Source organism: Novosphingobium sp. BL-A-28-Hi1-0D (assembly GCF_055521755.1).
This window is the reverse complement of sequence record NZ_CM145502.1, coordinates 2,327,026-2,348,677: the sequence shown is the minus strand read 5'-3', so window position 1 is coordinate 2,348,677 and position 21,652 is coordinate 2,327,026. Positions and strand designations below refer to the sequence as shown.

Genomic DNA, 21,652 nt, shown 5'->3' with positions numbered 1-21,652 from the left:
TTCGACAGTCAATTCAGGGTGTCCCCGCAGCAGGAAAGCCGGGCGATTAGCGGCGTCGGCGCTGTCAGGCAAGCGGTGGCGCGTCACGAATAGCGGCTCTTGAGCAGACCCCAGGCTGAGCGCAGCCCCAAGGCATCGCCGCCCTTGGGACGGCCCGGCTTGCCCACAGGGCGCCATGCGAAAGTATCGAAGTGTGCCCAATCAATGCCTTCGCCGACAAAGCGGTCAAGAAAGAGCGCGGCCACGCTAGCCCCGGCAAAGCCGTTCGCGGGCGAATTCTGCAAATCGGCCACGTCAGACTTCAGGTATTCACGGTATCCCTCGTGCAACGGAAGCTGCCAGCACGGATCGTCCCGCTCGATCCCCGCGGACAGCAGCCCCTGCGCGGTTTCCGCCCGGCGCGCGAACATCGCGGGCAGATCGGGCCCCAGCGCGACGCGCGCCGCGCCGGTCAAGGTGGCGAAATCGATCACCAGGTCGGGCTTCAACTCGGTGGCGCGGGTCAGCGCATCGCCCAGCACCAGCCTGCCTTCCGCATCGGTGTTGGTGATCTCCACCGAAAGCCCTGCGCGTGACCGCAGGATGTCGCCCGGTCGGAAAGCGTTACCCGAGATGGCATTTTCCACCGCAGGAACAAGCACGTGCAGCCGGATCTTCAGGCCCATGGCCATGATCAGCCCCGCAAGTCCCAGCGCGTGCGCTGCCCCGCCCATGTCCTTCTTCATCAAGGCCATGCCCGAGGACGGCTTGATGTCCAGCCCGCCCGAATCGAAGCACACCCCCTTGCCGACGATGGCTACGCGCGGTTGTTTGGGATCGCCCCACTCGATCTCGATCAGGCGCGGCGCATGGCTGCGCGCAGCAGCACGGCCGACGGCGTGGACCATCGGATAGTCGTGCTCCAGCGCATCGCCCGACACGACATGGACCTCGGCATGATGCCGCTTGGCCAGAGCCCGTGCCTCGGCCTCGAGTTGCAGCGGCCCCATGTCCTCGGCGGGCGTGTTTACCAGATCGCGCACCATCAGCACCGCCGTCGCCTCGGCCAGCGCAGGCTCGATCAGCGCTACGTCCTTGGTCAGCAGCACGCGCGGTTCGGCATCCTTGGCGTCCTTGCGATAGCGGTCGAAGCGGTATTGCCCGGTCACCCAGCCATGCAGCGCCTTGCCCGGCTCACCGCCAGCACGCCGGTAGGTGCCGCCCGGCAGCACATCCGCCAGCTTGGCCATGCACCACGAAGACAGGTCATTGACGTTGGCCACGCCCGCCACGGCGAACCAGCCGTCGCCATCAGGCACGATCGCATGCTCATAGCCCCCGCCCTCGAACTTCTGCGCGGCGAGCGCGGCACGCTGCCCTCCGTTGAGGCTCTTGAGAAAGTCGGGCAGCGTTGTCTTGTCGACCAGATGGAGGGCAATGGCCTGCTGGCCGCGATCGGGCTGGATCAGCGCGTTTCTGTCAGTCATCTTGCACAAGGACATGCCGCATGGCGCGGCGCGTCGCAAGGCGCCGATTTCCCGGGTGAAGCCTGCCCGGATGAAACAGCCAGCGCGGACATCTCGCAATTTGCAGGCAATGTCGCTACATGGCGCGCATGACCGAATATCTGACCGTTGAAGACCACGACGTCCAATTGCGCGACGGCACCATCAAGCTCCATGGCCCCGCAGGCTTTGAAGGCATGCGAAAGGCCGGGCGCCTGGCCGCCGAAATTCTCGATGCCCTTGCCCCGCTGGTGGTGCCCGGCGTGCGCACCGACTATCTCGATGATGTCGTCCGCCAGATGACGCTCGATGGCGGCGCGGTTCCGGCAACGCTCGGCTATCGTGGCTACACCCATTCGTGCTGCATCTCGATAAACCACGTGGTCTGCCACGGCATCCCCTCGGAGAAGACCCTCAAGGACGGCGACATTGTCAACATCGACGTGACCCCGCTGCTCGACGGCTGGCACGGCGATTCCAGCCGCATGTATCTGGTCGGTGACGTGCCGCTGAAGGCCAAGCGTCTGGTCGACGTGACCTACGAATGCCTGATGATCGGAATCGAACAGGCAAAGCCCGGCGCGCGTCTGGGAGACATCGGCGCTGCGATTCAGGCCCACGCCGAAAAGCAGCGCTACGGCGTCGTGCGCGAATTCTGCGGCCACGGCCTCGGCCGCCTGTTCCACGACGCTCCTGAAGTGGTCCACGCCGCCCGCGCCGGAACCGGCCCTGAACTCAAGCCCGGCATGTTCTTCACGATCGAACCGATGATCAATCTCGGCAAGCCCGGCGTGAAGATCCTCGAGGACGGCTGGACCGCAGTAACGCGCGACCGTTCGCTCTCGGCACAGTTCGAACATTCCATCGGTATCACCGAGGACGGCTGCGAGATATTCACCGCCAGCCCCAAGGGATTGCACAAGCCGCCCTACGCAGACTGATCTTCAGTTCCTTACAGTCCGTCATTGCGAGCGTAGCGAAGCAATCCAGTGCGGCAGCGCAATGTGCTCTGGATTGCTTCGTCGCTTTGCTCCTCGCAATGACGATCGGGACGATTGATCTGCCCAAAAAACAGGCAGTCCTTGCGCAAAAATTGTGCATGATTTGAACAAACCTGCGCAATCTTGCGCATGTTGCCCTTACGCATTCGATTCAAATCTTGCCGAGCCCCTGATTTTACGGCTTTCGCGTTGCAGCGTGATCGCCTAGTGCTTTCCCTCAGCGCGTGGCACGATTCTTGTAAACTCGTAGTCACGCACGGGAACTCATTGCCGGAACGCCGCCGTGGCAGATTGTCATGGTCGGGTTCGGCCCGCGTTGCAGGGGTCTGAACGACGTGAAAAAGGTCGAAGCGATCATCAAGCCCTTCAAGCTCGATGAAGTAAAGGAAGCGCTGCACGAGATCGGCGTGTCGGGCATCACGGTGACCGAAGCCAAGGGTTTCGGGCGTCAGAAGGGCCATACCGAACTCTATCGCGGCGCCGAATATGTCGTGGATTTCCTGCCCAAGGTGAAGCTTGAAGTCGTGGTCGGCGATGCCCTCGTTGATCGTGTCGTCGAAGCGATTGCTTCGGCTGCGCAGACCGGCCGCATCGGCGATGGCAAGATCTTCGTGATCCCCGTCGAAAGCGCTCTGCGCATCCGCACCGGAGAGCGCAACGACGATGCTATCTGATCGGGCGATCTGATCGACAGCAAGATACCAGATTGAGGCTTGCCCGGACCTGAGTGTCCGGCAGGCAGCATAACGGGGGTGGCCTGTGGACGGGCAGCCTCCAGACAACCACCCCAGATACCCCCAGGCCTCTCCGCCGGGGCATTAAGAAGGACCAGCGATGGCAACTGCAAAGGACATCCTTGCCCGTATCAAGGACGAGGAAATCGAATGGGTCGATCTGCGCTTCACTGACCCGAAGGGCAAGTGGCAGCACCTGACCATGGTCTCGACCGTTCTCGGCGAAGACGAACTGGAAGACGGCCTGATGTTCGACGGTTCGTCGATCGAAGGCTGGAAGGCCATCAACGAGTCGGACATGATCCTCAAGCCCGACCTCGACGCCGTCTACATCGATCCGTTCTCGGCCTCGCCGATGCTGGTCATCTGCTGCGACATCGTCGAACCGTCGACTGGCGAGCTCTATTCGCGCGACCCGCGTTCGACCGCCAAGCGCGCCGAAGCCTTCGTCAAGGCCGGTGGCTTCGGTGATACCGTCTATGTCGGCCCGGAAGCTGAATTCTTCCTCTTCGACGACGTCAAGTTCTACGACGGCTATGACGGCAACGGCTTCAAGATCGACGATATCGAACTGCCGACCAACTCGGCCAAGGACTACGAAGGCGGCAACCTTGCGCACCGTCCGCGCGCCAAGGGTGGCTACTTCCCGGTCGCTCCGGTTGACAGCTGCGTCGACATCCGCGGCGAGATGGTCCGCACGATGATCGAAATGGGCCTGCCCTGCGACAAGCACCACCACGAAGTGGCTTCGGCCCAGCACGAACTCGGCCTGACCTTCGGCACGCTGGTTCAGACCGCTGACCGCATGCAGGTTTACAAGTACGTCGTGCAGCAGGTCGCACAGGCCTATGGCAAAACCGCCACGTTCATGCCGAAGCCGATCAAGACCGACAACGGCTCGGGCATGCACACCCACATCTCGATCTGGGAAGCTGGCAAGCCGCTCTTCGCCGGCAACGGCTATGCCGGCCTGTCGGAAATGTGCCTGTACTTCATCGGCGGCGTGATCAAGCACGCCAAGGCGCTGAACGCCTTCACCAACCCGACCACCAACAGCTACAAGCGCCTGGTGCCGGGCTATGAAGCCCCTGTGCTGCTCGCCTACTCGGCCCGCAACCGTTCGGCCTCGTGCCGCATCCCCTATGGCGCTGGCGCCAAGGCGAAGCGCGTCGAGTTCCGCTTCCCCGATGCGATGGCCAACCCCTACCTCTGCTATGCAGCGCTGCTGATGGCTGGCCTCGACGGGATCAAGAACAAGATCCACCCGGGCGAAGCCATGGACAAGAACCTCTACGATCTGCCGCCGGCAGAACTCGCTCAGGTTCCGACCGTGTGCGGCAGCCTTCGCGAAGCGCTCGACAGCCTCGAAGCCGATCACGAATTCCTGCTCCAGGGTGGCGTGTTCACCAAGGACCAGATCGAAGCCTACATCGAACTGAAGTGGCCGGAAGTGATGCGCTGGGAAACCACGCCGTCGGCCGTCGAGTTCGACATGTACTACTCGCTCTGATCCATCCGATCAGCGAAGACACGAAAGGGCGTCCGGGAAACCGGGCGCCCTTTTGGTTTGCGCCACCGCCTGCAGCGGGAAACGCACCGATTTGTGATTTTATCCACAGCGCACCAAAAAAATTCGACGAAGCGAGGTGAACTGTGATTGCCGCAGGATGAACGGAGGCGTGCAGGACTCCTCGAATCCCCCGAAATCCTTAGTGATGCTGCACATGCTAAAGAACGCGGTCGCAGCCTTCCTCGCCCTCTTCGCCTTTGCCGCCCTGCCCTCGGCAGCGCATGCCCGGCTGCAGTGCGTGACTTATGCCCGCCAGATTTCCGACGTCCAGATCAGCGGCAATGCGCGCGACTGGTGGAGCAATGCCGAAGGCAGCTACGACCGCGGCCAGCAGCCCAAGGCAGGCGCCGTCCTCGCTTTTGCCGGCACCCGCGCAATGCCCTATGGCCACGTCGCCGTTGTCCGCAAGGTTGTCGATGCCCGCCATATCCTGATCGACCATGCCAACTGGTCGGGTCCGGGCCTGGTCGAAAAGGGCGTCATGGCGATCGACGTTTCGGCCGCCGGTGACTGGAGCGAAGTCCGCGTGTGGTTTGCGCCGACCCGTTCGGTCGGCCTGCGCGCCAGCCCTGCCAAGGGCTTCATCTATCCCCGCACCATGACTGCTGACTCCGGCGCGGCCAAGCCCGCCAAGGGCTGACCAGAGACCGCTACTCAGGCCAGGCGGCGCTGCTTGCGCTCCTGCGGAACGATCAAGGCCTTCGCCTCCTCGCCAGGCATTGCCTCCCAGAACAGATGGCCCTGGATCATCTGGCACCCTGCCGCCTGAACCAGCGCCCGCTGCATCGGCGTTTCCACGCCCTCGGCCACGACCTTCATCCGCAAGGTGTGGCCCAGCGAGACGATCGCACGCAGGATCGAGTGCGCATCGAGATCCGCTTCGATGTTCTGCACGAATGAACGGTCGATCTTGATCCGGTCGAACTGGAACGAGCGCAGGTAGCTGAGCGACGAATAGCCGATCCCGAAGTCGTCGAGCGCGATGCGGAAGCCGCGATACTTCAGGCCCTTCAGCACATCGACCACATGGTCCGACCGGTCGAGCATGACCCCTTCGGTCACTTCAAGAATGAACCGGCGCGGGTCTGCCCCCGTCTCGCGCACAAGTGCATCGATGGTTTGCAGAAAATCGCTCGCCATGATCTGCAGCGGCGAGAGGTTGACCGAAATCTCGCAGTCGGACCAGTCGTGGCACTCGGTAAACACGCGGCGCAGCACCCAGTTACCAAGTGCCAGCATGAGCCCCGCCTGCTCGGCAACCGGCACGAACAGCCCTGGCCGGATCGAACCCCGCTCGGGATGGTGCCAGCGCAGCAGCGCTTCAAAGCCTAGCACGGCGCCGTCCGCCGCGTTGACAACCGGCTGATAGGCCAGCGTCAGCTCGTCGCGAACGATGGCGCGGCGCAGTTCCATCTCCATCTCCAGCCGCAGCTTGACCGAGGCGTCCATGTCGCGCGTGAAACGGCGATAGCGAGCGCGCCCGCGCTGCTTGGCGCGGTACAGCGCGATGTCGGCGCGGCGCAGCAGTTCGCCGGGGTCCTCGCTCTGCTCCGGTCCCCAGCTGATACCGCAAGAGAAGCTCACTTCGAGATTGTTGCCCGAGATCACGAACGGCTCGCGCGCGATGGCCATGAGCTGGCGCCCCAGCATATCTGCCGCCACCCGCCCGCCGGTCGAGCGGCGCAGCAACACGAATTCGTCGCCGCCGAAGCGCGATAGGAAATCCCCCGGCGGCAGCGAACGGCGCATACGCAGCGCCACTTGCCGGACCAGTTCATCGCCCACATGGTGGCCGAGAGTGTCGTTGACCACCTTGAAGCGGTCGATGTCGACATAGGCCACGAAAACATCGCCAAGGTCAGGCTGATCGACACAGGCCGCCAGTTCCTGCCGCAGACGCTGCATGAAGTGGGCACGGTTGGGCAGGCCCGACATTGCGTCGTGCAACGCGTTGTGCTGCGCCTGCGCTTCGCTCGCCACCAGTTCGCTGGTCGTGCGCCGCATGCGCCGCACGATGATCGCCCCGCCTGCCACCACGCCAACGAAGAACAGGATGTAGATTGCCAGCAATGGTGCAGTCTGGCGCAGGATCGCAGGCCCGGGCGGCTTGGAAATCCACGAGAACCATCCGATCCGCCGCCCCTGCGCGTCAGTCACCGCGAGGGCATTGCGCGCCGGATCGCTATCGGGCTCGGTCGAGAACTTCACCCCGTCCAGCAGCAGCGAGGATTGCAGGTCGTTGATCACCCGCTCATCCACATAGCGCACCAGCACGATATAATCAGGCTCGCCGTGCATGAGCGAAGGCGTGACGTCAGGCACGACCGAGGCCACCGCGACCATCGCCGGGTGGCCATCGAACGAGGTCATCGCCGAAAGCCCTCGCGACATCGGCAGGCCTTTGCTGTCGAATGGCCAGAGAACGCCGCCTTGCGGGCGCCATTCGGCCACATCCCGACCATCGTTGTCGCGTACCGACCGGCGGATCAGCCCTTTCACCGTCGCCCCGAGCTGCCCGTATCGGCAGTCCTGCGTCGTGCGCGGCCCCTGCCAGCACCGCACTGCAGTACCATCGAAACGGACGTGGTAGATCCGGTCGATGCGATGGCTGCCCCAGAAGTATCCCGCGAGGAAATTGCGGGCCCATTGCTCGGCATCGGGAGCATTGAGCTTCACCACAGCGTCATCCCAGACGACCTGCAATCTGTCGGCTTCGAGGATCTGGCGCTCGGTACGCTCGATGAAGCGCTCGACCAGCCGCTGCTCCTCGGTCCGGGCAAAGCGGTCCGCAATGCTGGTCGAATTGCTGAACGCTGCCACCAGCGCCGCCGTCAGCGCCACAAGCGCTAGGAAAGTGCCCACGACGATCCACACAGCTCCCGCCGCGCCGGAATCGTGCCGGATTCCGGCGCGCATGAAGGTGGGTCCCGTCCCCATGCTCCAAGACCTAGCAAGCGGTTCCGAATAAATGGTTATCGCTGAATAGGTTCTACGCCACAGGAACCGCGTGGCCCTCCATGGATTGATGGGCCAACGGGCGCGGGCGGGAGGAACGCATCGGAGACCCTCAATGCTTCTGACCATCGCGCTGATCCTGTTCGTCCTGTGGGCGCTGGGCGTCTTTGCCTTCAAGGTGACTGCCGGCCTTATCCACATCGTTCTCATCATCGCGATCCTGATAGGGCTGGTGCATCTGTTCCGCGGCCGACGGATCTGATCCACAGCGTCAGGTTGCGCTCCCGGTGACATGATCGGACACGGCCGGCAGGTTGCAGAATGCAACGCGGCTGCTTACCTTCCGTAGGGCAGGAGCCGGGCAGCTAAGTGTCCGGCCCACTCATTTTCGGGAGACACGGCAATGCGCGAGAGGCTTCAGCACTACATCGATGGCAAGTGGGTCGACAGCGAGGGCGGCAAGCGCCACGAAGTGATCAACCCGGCTACGGAAGAGCCCATCTGCGCAATCACGCTCGGCACGCAAGCCGATGTCGACAAGGCCGTGGCAGCTGCCCAGCGCGCCTTCAAGACCTTCAGCAAGACCACGCGCGAGGAGCGCCTTGCGCTGATGGATCGCATCGTCGCCGAGTTCAAGAAGCGCGCCCCTGATCTCGCCGTTGCGATGGCAGAGGAAATGGGTGCCCCGGTCAGCTTCGGCGGAACCGCCCAGGTCGGCGCCGGCATCGGCGGCTTCCTCGGCACCATGGCCGCGCTCAAGAACTTCAACTTCATGGAAGACAACGGCGCCTACAAGGTGGCTTACGAGCCGATCGGCGTGGTCGGCATGATCACCCCGTGGAACTGGCCACTCAACCAGATCGCCCTCAAGGTCGCCCCGGCGCTCGCCGCAGGCAACACCATGATCCTGAAGCCCTCGGAAGAGTGCCCGACCAACGCGGTGATCTTCGCCGAAATCCTCGATGCCGCAGGCGTTCCACCGGGCGTGTTCAACCTTGTCCAGGGCGATGGTCCCGGCGTCGGCACTGCGATCAGCTCGCACCCTGGCATCGACATGGTCAGCTTCACCGGCTCGACCCGTGCAGGCATCCTCGTCGCCAAGGCCGCAGCCGACACGGTAAAGCGCGTCCATCAGGAACTGGGTGGCAAGTCGCCGAACCTTGTCCTGCCCGATGCCGATTTCGCCAAGTACCTGCCCTCGACCGCCTCGGGCCCGCTGGTCAACACTGGCCAGTCGTGCATCTCGCCCACCCGCATCCTCGTGCCGCGCGAGCGTGAAGCAGAGGCCGCCGCATTCGTCTCGGCGATGTACTCGGCCACACCGGTCGGCGATCCGCTGCAGGAAGGCAACCACCTCGGCCCGGTCGTCAACAAGGCGCAGTTCGACAAGATCCGCGGTCTGATCCAGTCCGCCATCGACGAAGGCGCCAAGCTCGAGACCGGCGGCCCCGACCTGCCCGCCAACGTCAACCGCGGCTACTACATCAAGCCCACGGTGTTCTCGGGCGTCACGCCGGACATGCGCATCGCACAAGAGGAAATCTTCGGACCCGTAGCCACGATCATGTCATACGACAGCCTCGACCAGGCCATCGAGATCGCCAACGACACGGCCTACGGCCTCTCGGCCTGCATCACCGGCGATCCGGCCAAGGCGGCAGAAGTCGCCCCGGCCCTGCGCGCGGGCATGGTCGCGATCAACAACTGGGGCCCCACTCCCGGCGCACCGTTCGGTGGCTACAAGCAATCAGGCAATGGCCGTGAAGGCGGGCTCTATGGTCTTAAGGACTTCATGGAAATGAAGGCCATCAGCGGTCTCCCCGCCTGATCGACCTGACAACCGGAGTAGCAAGGGGTCGCTCGAAAGAGCGGCCCCTTTTTTCTGGCCTGTATGCTGTCGCAGACACGGCCACATGGCTCGGAAGAGAGATACTACGCTTCTGCGCCCAGCCTGAACGTCCTTAATAGTCCTTGCTGACCTTGAGGTTGAGGCTTTCATCGCCAATCGTCGACATCGTGCCGAGCAGCGCCAGCCAGCGCGTGATCCGGAACTCCACCGATGTCGCATTATAGCCAGCGCCATCGGTCACCAGTTCGACAAAGAACCGCCGCCCGATGTACTTGCCCACCGCGATGCTCGTGCCCGAACCCACCGTAGGATCGGCGCCGACGATGCGCAGCCGGTCAAGCCCGATCGCCGCACGCAGCTTGTTGATCGGATCGAGCCCGCCACCGCCGCGCAAGGATGCCAGCGCGGCGGCAAGCTGCACAGCTTCCGGCGCGGAAATCTGGGTGATCGAACTGCCGAACAGGATGCGGCTGAGCAGCTCTTCTTCGGGCAGCGCGGGTGTCGACGAGAACGCAATGTTCGGTTTCGTGCCGGTGCCTGTGATCGTGATCTTGGCGCTGATGTTGTTGGCATCGCCCTCAGCCACGATGTCCAGCTGCGGATCGACCGGCACTTCGCCGGCAAAACGGATGCGCCCGCGCGTCAGTTCAAACCGTTTGCCCGCAAACTCATAGCCGCCGCGCACAAGGTCTGCCGTACCGAAGATCTGCGGCGCTGCCGTCGATCCGCGCAGGCGAATGTCCGCGCCCCATTCGCTGTCGAGCCCCAGCCCGCGCACGTCGATCCGGTTCGCGCCCGCCGCGTCGATCAGGAAACGCCAAGGCACCGCTGCAACCTTGGGCGGCGCGGCATCGGCAGGGGCGTTCACTTCGCGCGTGGCGATGACCGGCAGGTCCTGCACCGCATTGGCCCGGCCCAGTGCCCAGCGCGCCCGCTCGATCCGCACACGACCGGCGATGGTCCCGCCGACCCCTGTGCTGACGATCCGCAAAGGCCCGGTCACTGTCGCGGCCATGTCGTCGCGGTTCACCAGCTGCGCGTTCTGCGCCGAAAGCCTGAGGTCGATGGAGGGACCGTGCTCGGAAAGCTCGGCCAGCCCGATCGTTCCGCTGCCGCTTACCCGCCCGCCATTGGCCGTCGTGCCGCTGAAGCGCGCAAGCTGCAGCGTCGAATCGGTGAAAGTGCCCGCCAGCTGCACCTGCCCGACGTCGGTACCGGTCAGCGTGCTCTGAACCCGCAACCCCTTCGACGCGACTGCGCCCTGCAGCACCGGTGCGGAAATCGTGCCCGAAACGTCGGCGCGCACGCCAACCGGCCCGGTCAGGTCGAACACCTCCACGCCGGTCAATCGCCACAGCGCATCGGCAGGCCCGGAATAGCGCAACTGCCCGGCAAGCCGTCCTCCCTCCAGCCGGTCCATGAACCCGCCACCACGCGGCAAGCCGCTGACGAGGGCCTGGAAGCGCCCGCGAATGTCGTTGCCCTCGCGGATCACCGTGCGCATCTGCAGCGCTTCGGGATCGAGCCGCGCCACCAGCGCAACGTCCACCGGGCGCGAAGTCAGCACGAGGCCGGAGCGCGACAGCCCCTTCACCATCAGCGCAGCATTGCCGGAAGGCGCACCCTTGCCGTCGTTGTTGTATTCCACGATGCCCGAGGCAATGCCGCCAAGGCCAAGATCGGCCACGACGATATCAACCACCGACAGCGGCATCCGCGACAGCAGCAGCCGCAGCTGCGTCGGCCCGCCCAGGACGTGGCCCTCGGCTATCAGGATGCCGCGACCAAAGCCGATCTGCGTCGGAGACAGCTGCCACCCCTCATTCTCACGCGTCAGCACCGCACGGCGAGGCATCGAGACCTGCCGCCCCGCATAATCGCCCGAAACATAAGCCACGATCTGGTCTGGCGAAAACGCTGCCGTTCCCTGCAGCGCAAAGCGCGTGCCCCTGCGGCCCGAGACGGCCGCCGTGACCGAGCCGCTACCGTCCTGCAGATAGGCGGCCGCCGAGAGCTTGCCGATAAACACCTTGCCCATGCCGATGCCCTCGGCCAGCAGCGTGCCTTCGATAGTCGAATGCCCGTCCTTGATCAGGCCGGTCGCGTCCACCTTGGCATTGCCGATGGATAGCGGCCGCGTTCCGCCGAACCGGGCATTGCGCGCCGTCACATTGGCATCGAAGCCCTGCCCGCCTTCACGCGGGGCGAGCGCAACCGTACCGTTCAGCCCACCGCCCGCCAGCGCGATCTGCCCGGCCACGCCATCTTTGCCCAATGTAACGCCACCGGTCACGTCGGTCTGCCACACGCGGAACTGCTGGATGTCGATCCGCGTCGCCCCGCCGGGCGGCATGAACAGCCCGAGCGTTCCGTTGAACGGCCCCAGCGTCGATTGCCCGCCCGTCTCGATACGGAAGCCCTCCGCGATCGGCGACAGCGCCACGCGCACGTCCTTCAGCCCTGCCGCCGGAAGCGGACTGGCGAAGACCAGCACGGCATTCGGCCCCTCGGCCGTCATCGCAGCTTCCACCGTGAACGGACCGTAATCGGTGTGCCGCCCGCTGCCCGTCAGCGATGCCGCCCCACCGGGCAGGACCTTGCCGTCGAGCGCCATCTGCAGCTTGGCCGAATTGATCGTCGCCTTGCGGAAGGTCACCGGCACCCGCTCGCCCAGCGCCAGCCCTCCGGCAAAACGCACGCCGCCGCCAGTCAGGGTCTGCAGCGTTGCGTTGTCGATCCGTGTCATCCGCCCGGCAAGGTTCGCCTGCAGCGTCCACGGCACGCCCTTGCCGATCTTGAACAGGATCTTGGCGGTGCCATCCACCGCGCCAAGGTTCTGCACGGCAAAGCCGCGCGCCACCACCGGCCCCGCCAGCGCATAGCCGCCGCGCGCCATGTCGCCCCGCAGCGCCAGTCTTGCACCGAGGCCCTTCATCGCCAGCGAGAGATTGTCAGACGTCAGCCTGCTGCCCTCGAACACCAGATCGCCGCCGATGCGCGCGCCGGGAAAGCGCGGATCGATCATCGCGTTGCCCGTCACCACCCGCTGCGCGGTCACCGCCAGCGGCAGAACAAAGCGTTTGCCGTCCCACGTCGCCGTGCCGGTGGAGTGCAGCCCCTGCGCATCCAGCGTGCCCAGCTTCAGCCGTTGCACGCGCACTTCGTGTTCAATCGAAAGGTCGGAGAACGCGCCATCCAGCGTCGCATCAATCGCCACGCCCGACAGCTCCGGTGCCGAAATCAGCGCCTGAGGCTTGAGCACCAGAGCCCGGACCTTCAGCTCTTCCGCCTCGTTCTGCGCCAGATCGAGCTTGCCCTTGGCCGAAACCTTGAACGCATCGCCCGCCGTGCGCAGCGCGCCGTCGAAAGCATTGCCCGCAAACGTGCCGTCATAAAGCACCGAAAGCGCCGACCCCACCGCCTGCGCCGCCGTGCCCTTCACCAGCCCGCCCGGCCAGGCCTGTCCGGCGAGGCGGTAATTGCCCGACTGGTTGCCCAACTGAAACGCCGCCAGCCGCTTGCCGCCCATCGTGGCATAAGCCAGCCCGTCCCAGCGCGACCAACCGCCCTTGCCGAACACGTCGGCACGGATGTCGCCATCGGCACCCACCATCTTGGCGATCATGCCATCCTTGGGCGAATTGTAGGCCAGCCGCAGGTCGAACTTGTCACGGTCAGGCTCGCTGTCGAGCCGGAACAGCACCCGGTCACCGGCGATCCTGCCTGCCACGTCGACAATCGCGTGCCCGCCGCGAATGTCGGCCTTGGCCAGCACGTCCACCCGCCGCTTCTGCCCGGCCATCGCCTCGGACACGGTCAGGTTGTCGATCACCAGCTTGTCGATGCGAATGTCGAAGTCCGGCAGGATCGGCGCGTTCTTGTCCTCGCTCGGCCGCAGACGCGGTGCGCGGCGCAGGACGCCGCGGTGCAGCGCCAGCAGCCGCACGTCGAGCCCGGTCTTGAGCCACGCCAGCGGCCGCCAATCCAGCTCCGCCTCGGGCACGGTCAGGAACACACCTTCCGGATCGCTCACCCGGATGTCACGCAGCTTGGCCGCGCCATAGATCGACCCGTCGATCCGCCCGATCTCGATCCTGAGGCCAGATCCCGGCGTGATTGCCGCAATCCGGTCCGCCACGAGCCTGTGCCCAAGCGAGGAATCGAGCACCACCAGCGCCGCCAGCAAAAGCGCCAGCCCCGCCACCGTCAGGATTGCCAACCGCTGCGCAAACCCGCGCACGAACCGCGCGCGGCGCGAGCGCACAGGCCTTGTCGGCTCGGCAGCGGGGGCGACTTCGTCCGCCATCAGAACGCTTGCCCCAGCGCCACATAGACCCCGATCCGGCTGTCCCCCTTCGAGGGATTGAGCGGCGTGCCAAGGTCGATGCGGATCGGCCCGAAGTTCGTCTGGTAGCGCAGGCCGATGCCCGCCCCGAACTTGATGTCTCGCAGGCGCGGCGTCGTCGTCGTATCGACGGCACCGGCATCAACGAACGGCACAAGGCTCACTGCCCCGCCCATCAGCCCGGTCTTGACGCGCGCCTCGAGCGAGAACTCGCTCAGCGCCCGGCCGCCACTCGGCTCGCCCGCCGTGTCGCGAGGGCCGATCAGCTGGAAGCCATAGCCGCGCACCGATCCGCCGCCACCGGCATAGAACCGGCGCGATGGCGCGATATTGGTGATGTCGGTGCCGACAATCGTGCCGAACCGCACGCGCCCGGCCACGACCAGCTTCTCGCCCATCGGCTGGTAGTAGCTGGCATCGAACTGCGCCTTGCCATAGCTCGACCGCACGCCGTTGAGCACCGACACCTCGGGAGAAACGCGCAGGCCCACGCGGAAGCCGCGCGTCGGATCGAGCAGGTTGTCGCTGCCGTCATAGGCCGCGCGCATCGGCAGCGCGCCAATGAAGTAGGTCTTGCGCCGCTCGTTGGCGAGGATAGCGGCCGCATCGCGTTCGCCCGTCGCCAGCACCTCGACGCCGGCCGAGAAAACCCATGGCTTCTGAAACAGCAGCGTCGTCTGCCGCTCAAGCCCCGCCGTGAACGAGATCGTCCGCGCCTCGAACGCACTGCTCTTCTGGTTTCGCCCATAGAGATCGGCATTGAGCACGATGTCACGCGTCAGGAAGTTGTTGCGGCGGAAGGTCACCCCCGCCAGCTGCTCTTGCGTACCGGCCACCGCGCGCACGCGCACCATGCCTTCGGGCGGGAAGAAATTGCGGTGCTCCCAACTTGCTTCCACGCGGAAACCTTCGCCGCTCGAATAACCGACCAGCCCCGCAATCGTGCGCAAGGGCGCAGGCGTCAGCTTCACGTCGACATCGACCGTCCCCGGCTGCCCCGCCGCCGGACTCGTGACCTCACGCGCCTCGACCGTGACCGAGGACACCAGCCCTGTCGCCAGGATCGCCTGACGCAGATCATCCACTTCCGACCGCTTGAACCGCTCACCCGGATCGAACCGCGCAATCCGCTGCAGGTGCCGCGAACTCAGGAACTTCTCGCGCGAGGAATTGATCTTGCCGAAGGCATAGACCCCGCCCGGCGTCACCGGTACGGTAAGGTCGCCTTCGCGCCGCTCATGGTCGATCAGCAGATCAGGATCGCCCAGCTTGGCAAAGGCATAGCCAGTCTCGCCCAGCGCCGTCTGCAGCGAAAGCCGCTCGGCCACGATCCGGTCCGAATTGATCGCATCGCCGGTGTTGAGCTTGAATGCGCCGCGCAAGACCTCGTAATCCGCGCCCGTCGCCGCAAGATCGCCCAGCGCAATCTTGCCGACATGATACTGCGGCCCCGGCTGCACGTCATAGCGCACGACGACCTTCTCGACGTCAACCGGACCCGCCGCCTCGCCCTCGGCGCGCTCACCCAATCCGCCAAGCGTCTGGTAAACCTGCGCGTCGTAATATCCATAAACCCGCAGCACCTGCTGCAAGGTCTCGCGGTCGGTCCGCGCGCGGCGGACGATCTGGGCGAGGTTGTCCTCGTCGTCATCGAACGACTTGAGGCTGGAAAGTCCGGCAAAGCGGCTGACGATCTGGTCTTCCTCGGCAATCGCCTCCTTGCCGCTCGGAAACGCCACTTCGACCTGCTTGCCCACCCGCGAAACGTCGGCATCGGCGAGCCGGACGCTGGCAGGAGCATCGGCATCCTGCTGCCCGGGCAAAGCCTCAACCGCAGCATCGGTGCTCTGCTCTGCCACGTCGATGTCGGGATCGGGCGAGAGCGGCTCGATCGCGGGAAGCTCGCTGCCATCGGGCCAGGCTATCGTCATGCCGGGAATGTCAGGCATGGCTGTGTCGGCTTCGATCTCCTCGATCACCGTCGAAGGCGGCGCGCCGGTCCGCGCGGCATCAGTATCCTGCGCCCAGGTGTCGGGGTCCTGCACCGCCGCATCCGGGATCAGCGCCTCCAGCTCCTGATCGGCCTGCATCGACTGTGCAAAGGCATGGCCGCCCGGCAACGCCAGGGCCATCAGCGCGGCCAGAACGCGAACCAGCGGCCGCTCAGCTGCGGGCGTAGCGCTCCTGCGCGCCGTGAACGCCATCCTTGAGACCGCCTTCGATGGCAGGACGTCCGTCGTCTCCGCCATGGGCACGCCGCGCGGAAACAGCCCGCTCGATGGCGACAGCCTGTGCAGCAGGTTCGAACCGTTCCCAGCCATCGCGGCCCAGTTTCTCCATCGGCCGGAAGCGCACCTTGTACTGCATGCGCTCCGATCCTTCGACCCAGTAGCCGAGATAGACATAAGGCAGCCCGACGCGGGCCGCATGCTGGATATGGTCGAGGATGATGAAAGTGCCAAGCCCGGACCGCGTCTCGTGTTGTGGATCGTAGAAACTGTAGATCATCGAGAGACCATCGCCCTGCTCGTCGGTCAGACAGGCCCCAACCAGTCTGCCCTGCGAGCCGTCCACGGTCGGCTCCCTGTATTCGATCACGTAACTCTTGACCGGGGTGTGTTCCACCATGTCCGCGAAATCCATCTCGTCCATGGCTGCCATCCCCCCGCCCGGGTGACGCACGGCAAGATAACGCTGCAACAGCTCGAACTGTTCCGGCGTGGACCACGGTTTGCAGACACTTGCCACGAGATCGCTGTTGCGCTTCCAGATGCGCTTCTGCGTCGATGAAGGCTGGAACTCCTGCGTGACGACCCGAACCGATATGCACGCCGAGCAATCGATGCAGCTCGGCCGGTAGGCAACGGTCTGGCTGCGACGGAATCCGATCCGGCTCAGCGCATCGTTCAGTTCGTCGGCATTGGCACCCTTCAGCTCGGTGAAAACCTTCCTCTCGTTCCGACCCGGCAGGTACGGGCACGGCGCGGGGCTGGTGACGAAGAAGCGCGGAAAGCGGACGGGCGCGGTCACGGCGTTGATGATGCTCCTCAGGCCGGACTATCCGGTCTGTCAGCAACAAACATGCATCACTGCGGCGAATCCTAAAAGCCTGTTAACTACGTTCCGGTGCACAAATTGGCACCAGATCGTGCCCGAAACGGCGATTTGCCCGCGCCATTCGTCCGCGTCCGGTTCCGGGACACAGTCTGCTCCGAACCTTAACACCCGTTCGGATCGAATCGGATCAGCCCAGAGTTCAGCCGAGTTCGACCTGTTCGAGGTCGTATCCCTTGGCCCGCAACCCTGCGACGAGACGGTCGATCTGCTCGCGGTCACGCGCCTCGCACTCGATCTCCGCCGTAAGCCCCTTGGCCGGGAGCGAGGTAAAGATGCGCTGGTGCCAGACCTCGAGGATATTGACCTGGTGGCGATTGAACTCCTCGACCACCTTGAACAGCGCGCCGGGCCGATCCTGCAGCGTGATGCGCAAGCGCCCAAGGCGTCCTGAGCGGGCAAGATCGCGCAGCAGCACGTTGGCAAGCAGCCGCGTGTCGATGTTGCCGCCGCACAGCACGATGCCAACCTTGCGTCCGGCAAAGCGCTTCTTGTGCGTCATCACCGCGGCAAGCCCTGCCGCGCCCGCACCTTCGACTACGGTCTTCTCGATCTGCAGCAACAACGCCACCGCGCTCTCAAGCGCCGCCTCACTCACCAGCACCACGTCATCGACGATCTGCGCCAGCACCTTCGAGGTGAACTCGCCCGGCTCCTTCACCGCGATGCCTTCGGCCAGCGTATCGCCACCGCAAGGCAGTTCGAGATGCTTGAGCTTTGCATACATCGAAGGGAACAGCTGCGCCTGCACGCCGATCAATCCGATGCCCGGCTTGATCCCGCGCGCCGCTGTGCCCATCCCCGAAAGCAGCCCGCCGCCGCCGATAGGCACGACGAGCGTCTCGATCTCAGGCGCATCTTCGAGCATTTCCAGCGCAACCGTGCCCTGCCCTGCCGCCACGCGCGGATCGTCGAACGGGTGGACGAAGGTCAGCCCCAGTTCGCCCTCAAGCTTGCGCGCATGGGCATAGGCTTCGTCAAAGGTCTCGCCTTCGAGCACCACCTTGCCGCCGACCGACTCGGTCTGCATCACCTTCACCGTCGGCGTGGTCTTCGGCATGACGATGGTTACCGGCATGCCTAGTCGCGTGCCGTGATAGCTCAGCCCTTGCGCATGGTTGCCGGCCGATGCCGCGATCACGCCCCGCGCACGCTGTTCATCGGTCAGTTGCAGCAAGGCATTGAGCGCGCCGCGCTCCTTGTAGGCGGCGGTAAACTGCAGGTTCTCGAACTTCAGCCAGATATCCGCGCCGGTAATCCGGCTCAGCGTCTTGCTGTAAAGCGTGGGCGTGCGCACCACCTGGCCCGAAATTCGCTCTGCCGCCGCACGAACATCGGCGAGGGTGAGCAGGGACGTTCCCTGGGTTTCGGGCTTGAGCGCTACGTTTTCCATGGCCGCGCCCTAACGGAAAGCGGCCCCCAAGAAAACCTCAAGCTTTTACGGAATCGGCCTCACCCGCCACCAGCCAGCGGAAACCGAGCACGGGGACCATGGCTGCCATGATCGCCGCGCTGTCAGCCACCCAGTCGCGCCAGTCCGAATCGCGATGGAGAAACGGGATCAGCTGCACCACCTCGATGCCCGCGCCGATCAGCGACAGACACAGTGCAGCGCGCAGCAGCGCAGCGCGTGGCCAGCCAATCCCGGCGAGCACGGTCAGCGTAAAGAACGCCAGCATATGCGCGAACTTGTCGCCCAGATCGTCGATCGGCAGTGTCGGCGGCTTGGGCAGCACGGCCATGACCAGCGCAAAGGCCAGCGCTGGCCAGAAGGCTGTGCGCGCAACTTTTGAAACCAGATCGGAAAAGCGTTCCATGGTCGGCGCTTATGGTATCGCACAAGCAGGCTGGCAAGCACCGGAAGGGTTACGCCACAATAGCGCCCACACAGGCGCGCAGGACCACTGGCACTGACGCGAAAACGGGATATGAATGCCTGCATGAGCGAACAGACATCAGCAGCAGCCGAACCGGCAAACGTTTCCTTCCTGGGTCTTGGCGTGATGGGGGGCGCGATGGCGCGCCACCTCGGCAAGGCCGGACACCACCTCACGATCTACAACCGCACGACGGCCCGTGCCGAGGCTTGGGTAACCGCCAACCCCGGCCTTGCCACCCGCATCGCCACCAGCCCTGCCGAAGCGGCAGAGGGCGCGGACGTGGTGATTACCTGCGTCGGCAACGACGATGACCTTGCCGATGTCGTGCTCAGCCCCAACGGCGCCTTCTCCACGCTCAGGCGCGGCGCACTCTATATCGATCACACCACCGTCTCGGCGCGCATCGCCCGCCAGATCGCGGTCGAGGGACGCGACAAGGAACTGCTTTGCGTCGATGCCCCCGTCACCGGCGGCCAGTCGGGCGCGGAAGCGGGCACGCTGGCGATCATGTGCGGCGGCAGCGCCAAGGCTGTCGATGCCGCGCGCCCCATCCTCGCGGCCTATGCCAAGCGCGTGGTCCACGTCGGCAAGTCCGGCGCGGGGCAAACTGCCAAGATGGCCAACCAGATGTGCATCGCAGGCGCGCTGGCGGGTCTGTCCGAAGCCATCCGCTTTGCCCAGATCGCCCATCTCGATATGGACAAGGTGTTCGAAGCCATCTCGGGCGGCGCCGCCCAGTCGTGGCAGATGGACAACCGCTTCCACACCATGGCCAAGGACGAATTCGACTTCGGCTTCGCGGTGGACTGGATGCGCAAGGACTTGGGCCTTGCCATGGACGAAGCGCGCAATCTCGGCGCCAGCGTCCCCGTCACCGCTCTCGTCGACCAGTTCTACGTCGACGTGCAGGCCATGGGCTATGGCCGCGAAGACACCTCGGCCCTGATCCGCCGCCTGCCGCGCCGGACAAAGAAGGCATGAAGCGCGCCGCTTTTGCCGCGCTGCTCCTCGCCACCACCTCTGCTGCCCATGCCGATACCCTGATCGATAACGTCCGTGGGCAGACCATCGGCGTGAACGGTCAGGTCGAAGCCTTCACCGGCCTGCTGTTCGACAATGCTGGCACGATCAAGCGGGTGATCCACACAGGGGACAGGAAGCCAAAGCCGCGCAAGGAATACCAGTACCACCTCGACGGGCAGGGCCGCGTCATGCTGCCGGGCATGATCGACGCCCACGTCCATGTCATGGACATCGGCTTTGCCGCGCTGAGCCTCGACCTGTCGGACACCACCTCGCTTGCCGATGCGCTGGGCCGCATCGCGAAGTTCAGCGCCGAACACCCTGACCGGCCATGGATCATCGGGCGCGGCTGGAATCAGGAACTGTGGAAGCTCGGCCGCTTCCCCACCGCCGCCGAACTCGATGCCGTCACCGGCGCGCGCCCCGTCTGGCTCCAGCGCGTCGACGGCCATGCCGGATGGGCCAACAGCGCCGCGCTCAAGGCCGCAGGCGTCACCGCCGCTACCAAGGACCCCGCAGGCGGCAGCATAGACCGCGCGCCCGACGGCTCCCCGCAAGGCGTCCTCGTCGATGCCGCGATGGAACTGGTCGACTCGAAAGTCCCCGCCCCCCGCGCAGAAGACCGCGACCTCGCCCTCGCCAATGCCCAGCAGATCCTGTTCAAGCGCGGCGTCACCGCCGTGGCGGACATGGGCACCGGCATCGAGGACTGGCAGGCCTACCGCCGCGCGGGCGACGCCAACAGGCTCTACGTCCGCATCATGGCCTATGCCCGCGGCATCGATCAGATGACCCTGATCGGCGGCCCCGGCCCCTCGCCCTGGCTCTATCAGGACCGCCTGCGCCTCAACGGCGTGAAGCTCTACCTCGACGGCGCGCTCGGCTCGCGCGGCGCATGGCTCAAGGCGCCCTATGCCGATGCGCCTGCCACGCGCGGCCTGCCCCAGCTGAACCAGACCCAGCTCGGCAACCTGATGAGCCGCGCGGCGATGGACAACTTCCAGGTCGCCATCCACGCCATCGGCGATCAGGCGAACGCCACCGTCGTCGGCGCGATCACCGACCTGTCGGAAACCTACAAGGGTGACCGCCGCTGGCGCATCGAACATGCCCAGATCGTCGATCCCACGGACATCGCCCGCTTCGCCAAGAGCGGTGCCATCGCCTCGATGCAGCCCGTCCACCAGACATCCGACCGCCTGATGGCCGAAGCCCGCCTCGGGCCGGATCGCCTTGCGGGCGCCTATGCGTGGAAGTCGCTCAAGACCGCAGGCGTGCGCCTCGCCTTCGGCTCCGACGCCCCGGTCGAACTCGCCGACCCATGGGCAGGCCTGTCTGCAGCGGTCAGCCGTCAGGGGCCGGACGACCAGCCCCCCGGCGGCTGGCAAACGCAGGAACGCGTCAGTCCCGCCGAAGCGCTGGCCGCCTATACCGCCGATGCCGCCTACGCAGGCTTTGCCGAAGGCCGCTTCGGCCGCCTCGCGCCGGGCCTGCGTGCCGATTTCGTACTGGTCGATACCGATCCGCTCACCGCAAATCCTGCACAGATCCGCGCGACCAAAGTGCTGGAAACGTGGATTGGCGGGGGCAAGGTCTGGTCAGCCGAAAATGGAGCGGAAACCGGAACGACCTCAACGCGTTAGGGTGCCGACGCGGAAGGCTAAGGGGGGCGTTCTTTCCGATGCTGCCCGATGGCT

The 21,652-nt window shown here is 65.1% G+C and carries 16 protein-coding genes; 8 read left to right on the top strand and 8 right to left on the bottom strand.

The features are described 5' to 3' along the window. Positions 1-83: 83 nt before the first annotated feature. Positions 84-1,466 carry a leucyl aminopeptidase family protein gene (locus ACZ1JW_RS11550; protein WP_465140658.1) on the bottom strand — a complete coding sequence of 461 codons (1,383 nt, stop codon included), beginning with the start codon at positions 1,464-1,466 and terminating at the stop codon, positions 84-86. A 128-nt stretch (positions 1,467-1,594) separates the two neighbouring features. On the opposite strand from ACZ1JW_RS11550, the gene map reads away from it, so the two are divergent. Next, on the top strand, positions 1,595-2,425 hold the full coding sequence (gene map / locus ACZ1JW_RS11545; protein WP_465140657.1) for a type I methionyl aminopeptidase: 831 nt from the start codon (positions 1,595-1,597) through the stop codon (positions 2,423-2,425). Between the two features lie 11 nt (positions 2,426-2,436). Here the strand turns inward: map and ACZ1JW_RS11540 are convergent, their stop codons facing one another. Beyond that, positions 2,437-2,631 carry a hypothetical protein gene (locus ACZ1JW_RS11540; RefSeq protein WP_465140656.1) on the bottom strand — a complete coding sequence of 65 codons (195 nt, stop codon included), beginning with the start codon at positions 2,629-2,631 and terminating at the stop codon, positions 2,437-2,439. Positions 2,632-2,820: 189 nt separating this feature from the next. Between ACZ1JW_RS11540 and ACZ1JW_RS11535 the strand changes: the two genes are divergently transcribed. From ACZ1JW_RS11535 to ACZ1JW_RS11525, 3 genes are all read left to right on the top strand, one after another. After that, positions 2,821-3,159: a P-II family nitrogen regulator gene (locus ACZ1JW_RS11535; RefSeq protein WP_144906707.1), complete on the top strand. Its 339-nt coding sequence runs from the start codon at positions 2,821-2,823 to the stop codon at positions 3,157-3,159. A gap of 160 nt (positions 3,160-3,319) precedes the next feature. Beyond that, the gene (gene glnA / locus ACZ1JW_RS11530; protein WP_465140655.1) at positions 3,320-4,729 is read left to right on the top strand and encodes a type I glutamate--ammonia ligase; all 1,410 of its coding nucleotides are present in this window, start codon (positions 3,320-3,322) and stop codon (positions 4,727-4,729) included. A 205-nt stretch (positions 4,730-4,934) separates the two neighbouring features. Further along, positions 4,935-5,429: a CHAP domain-containing protein gene (locus ACZ1JW_RS11525; RefSeq protein ID WP_465140654.1), complete on the top strand. Its 495-nt coding sequence runs from the start codon at positions 4,935-4,937 to the stop codon at positions 5,427-5,429. 14 nt (positions 5,430-5,443) lie between these two features. Here the strand turns inward: ACZ1JW_RS11525 and ACZ1JW_RS11520 are convergent, their stop codons facing one another. Continuing rightward, entirely contained in the window at positions 5,444-7,705 is a 2,262-nt protein-coding gene (locus tag ACZ1JW_RS11520; protein ID WP_465140653.1) for a putative bifunctional diguanylate cyclase/phosphodiesterase, read from the bottom strand. A 154-nt stretch (positions 7,706-7,859) separates the two neighbouring features. On the opposite strand from ACZ1JW_RS11520, the gene ACZ1JW_RS11515 reads away from it, so the two are divergent. Both ACZ1JW_RS11515 and ACZ1JW_RS11510 read left to right on the top strand, forming a co-directional pair. Continuing rightward, positions 7,860-8,006, top strand: a complete 147-nt coding sequence (locus ACZ1JW_RS11515) for a lmo0937 family membrane protein (RefSeq protein WP_465123412.1) — start codon at positions 7,860-7,862, stop codon at positions 8,004-8,006. A 141-nt stretch (positions 8,007-8,147) separates the two neighbouring features. Further along, positions 8,148-9,572: an aldehyde dehydrogenase family protein gene (locus ACZ1JW_RS11510; RefSeq protein ID WP_465140652.1), complete on the top strand. Its 1,425-nt coding sequence runs from the start codon at positions 8,148-8,150 to the stop codon at positions 9,570-9,572. Positions 9,573-9,705: 133 nt separating this feature from the next. Here ACZ1JW_RS11510 and ACZ1JW_RS11505 read toward each other — a convergent pair whose 3' ends face one another. The 5 genes from ACZ1JW_RS11505 to ACZ1JW_RS11485 all read right to left on the bottom strand — a co-directional run bounded on the left by ACZ1JW_RS11505 (position 9,706) and on the right by ACZ1JW_RS11485 (position 18,869). Then, positions 9,706-13,899, bottom strand: coding sequence for a translocation/assembly module TamB domain-containing protein (locus ACZ1JW_RS11505; protein WP_465140651.1), 4,194 nt, complete (start codon positions 13,897-13,899; stop codon positions 9,706-9,708). After that, positions 13,899-16,187 (bottom strand): autotransporter assembly complex protein TamA, encoded by a 2,289-nt coding sequence (locus ACZ1JW_RS11500; RefSeq protein ID WP_465140650.1) that lies wholly within the window; start codon positions 16,185-16,187, stop codon positions 13,899-13,901. Before ACZ1JW_RS11500 ends, ACZ1JW_RS11505 begins: the two co-directional genes overlap by 1 nt. Further along, the gene (locus ACZ1JW_RS11495) at positions 16,102-16,968 is read right to left on the bottom strand and encodes an arginyltransferase (protein ID WP_465140649.1); all 867 of its coding nucleotides are present in this window, start codon (positions 16,966-16,968) and stop codon (positions 16,102-16,104) included. Before ACZ1JW_RS11495 ends, ACZ1JW_RS11500 begins: the two co-directional genes overlap by 86 nt. 226 nt (positions 16,969-17,194) lie before the next feature. After that, complete coding sequence (locus tag ACZ1JW_RS11490) at positions 17,195-18,445, bottom strand: threonine ammonia-lyase (protein ID WP_465140648.1); 1,251 nt, start codon at positions 18,443-18,445, stop codon at positions 17,195-17,197. A 37-nt stretch (positions 18,446-18,482) separates the two neighbouring features. Then, positions 18,483-18,869 (bottom strand): VanZ family protein, encoded by a 387-nt coding sequence (locus ACZ1JW_RS11485; protein WP_465123418.1) that lies wholly within the window; start codon positions 18,867-18,869, stop codon positions 18,483-18,485. A 123-nt stretch (positions 18,870-18,992) separates the two neighbouring features. Between ACZ1JW_RS11485 and ACZ1JW_RS11480 the strand changes: the two genes are divergently transcribed. Both ACZ1JW_RS11480 and ACZ1JW_RS11475 read left to right on the top strand, forming a co-directional pair. Then, positions 18,993-19,913, top strand: a complete 921-nt coding sequence (locus ACZ1JW_RS11480) for an NAD(P)-dependent oxidoreductase (RefSeq protein ID WP_465140647.1) — start codon at positions 18,993-18,995, stop codon at positions 19,911-19,913. Beyond that, positions 19,910-21,598 (top strand): amidohydrolase, encoded by a 1,689-nt coding sequence (locus ACZ1JW_RS11475; RefSeq protein ID WP_465140646.1) that lies wholly within the window; start codon positions 19,910-19,912, stop codon positions 21,596-21,598. The genes ACZ1JW_RS11480 and ACZ1JW_RS11475 overlap by 4 nt, the downstream gene beginning before the upstream one ends. The last annotated feature ends 54 nt before the right edge of the window (positions 21,599-21,652 follow it).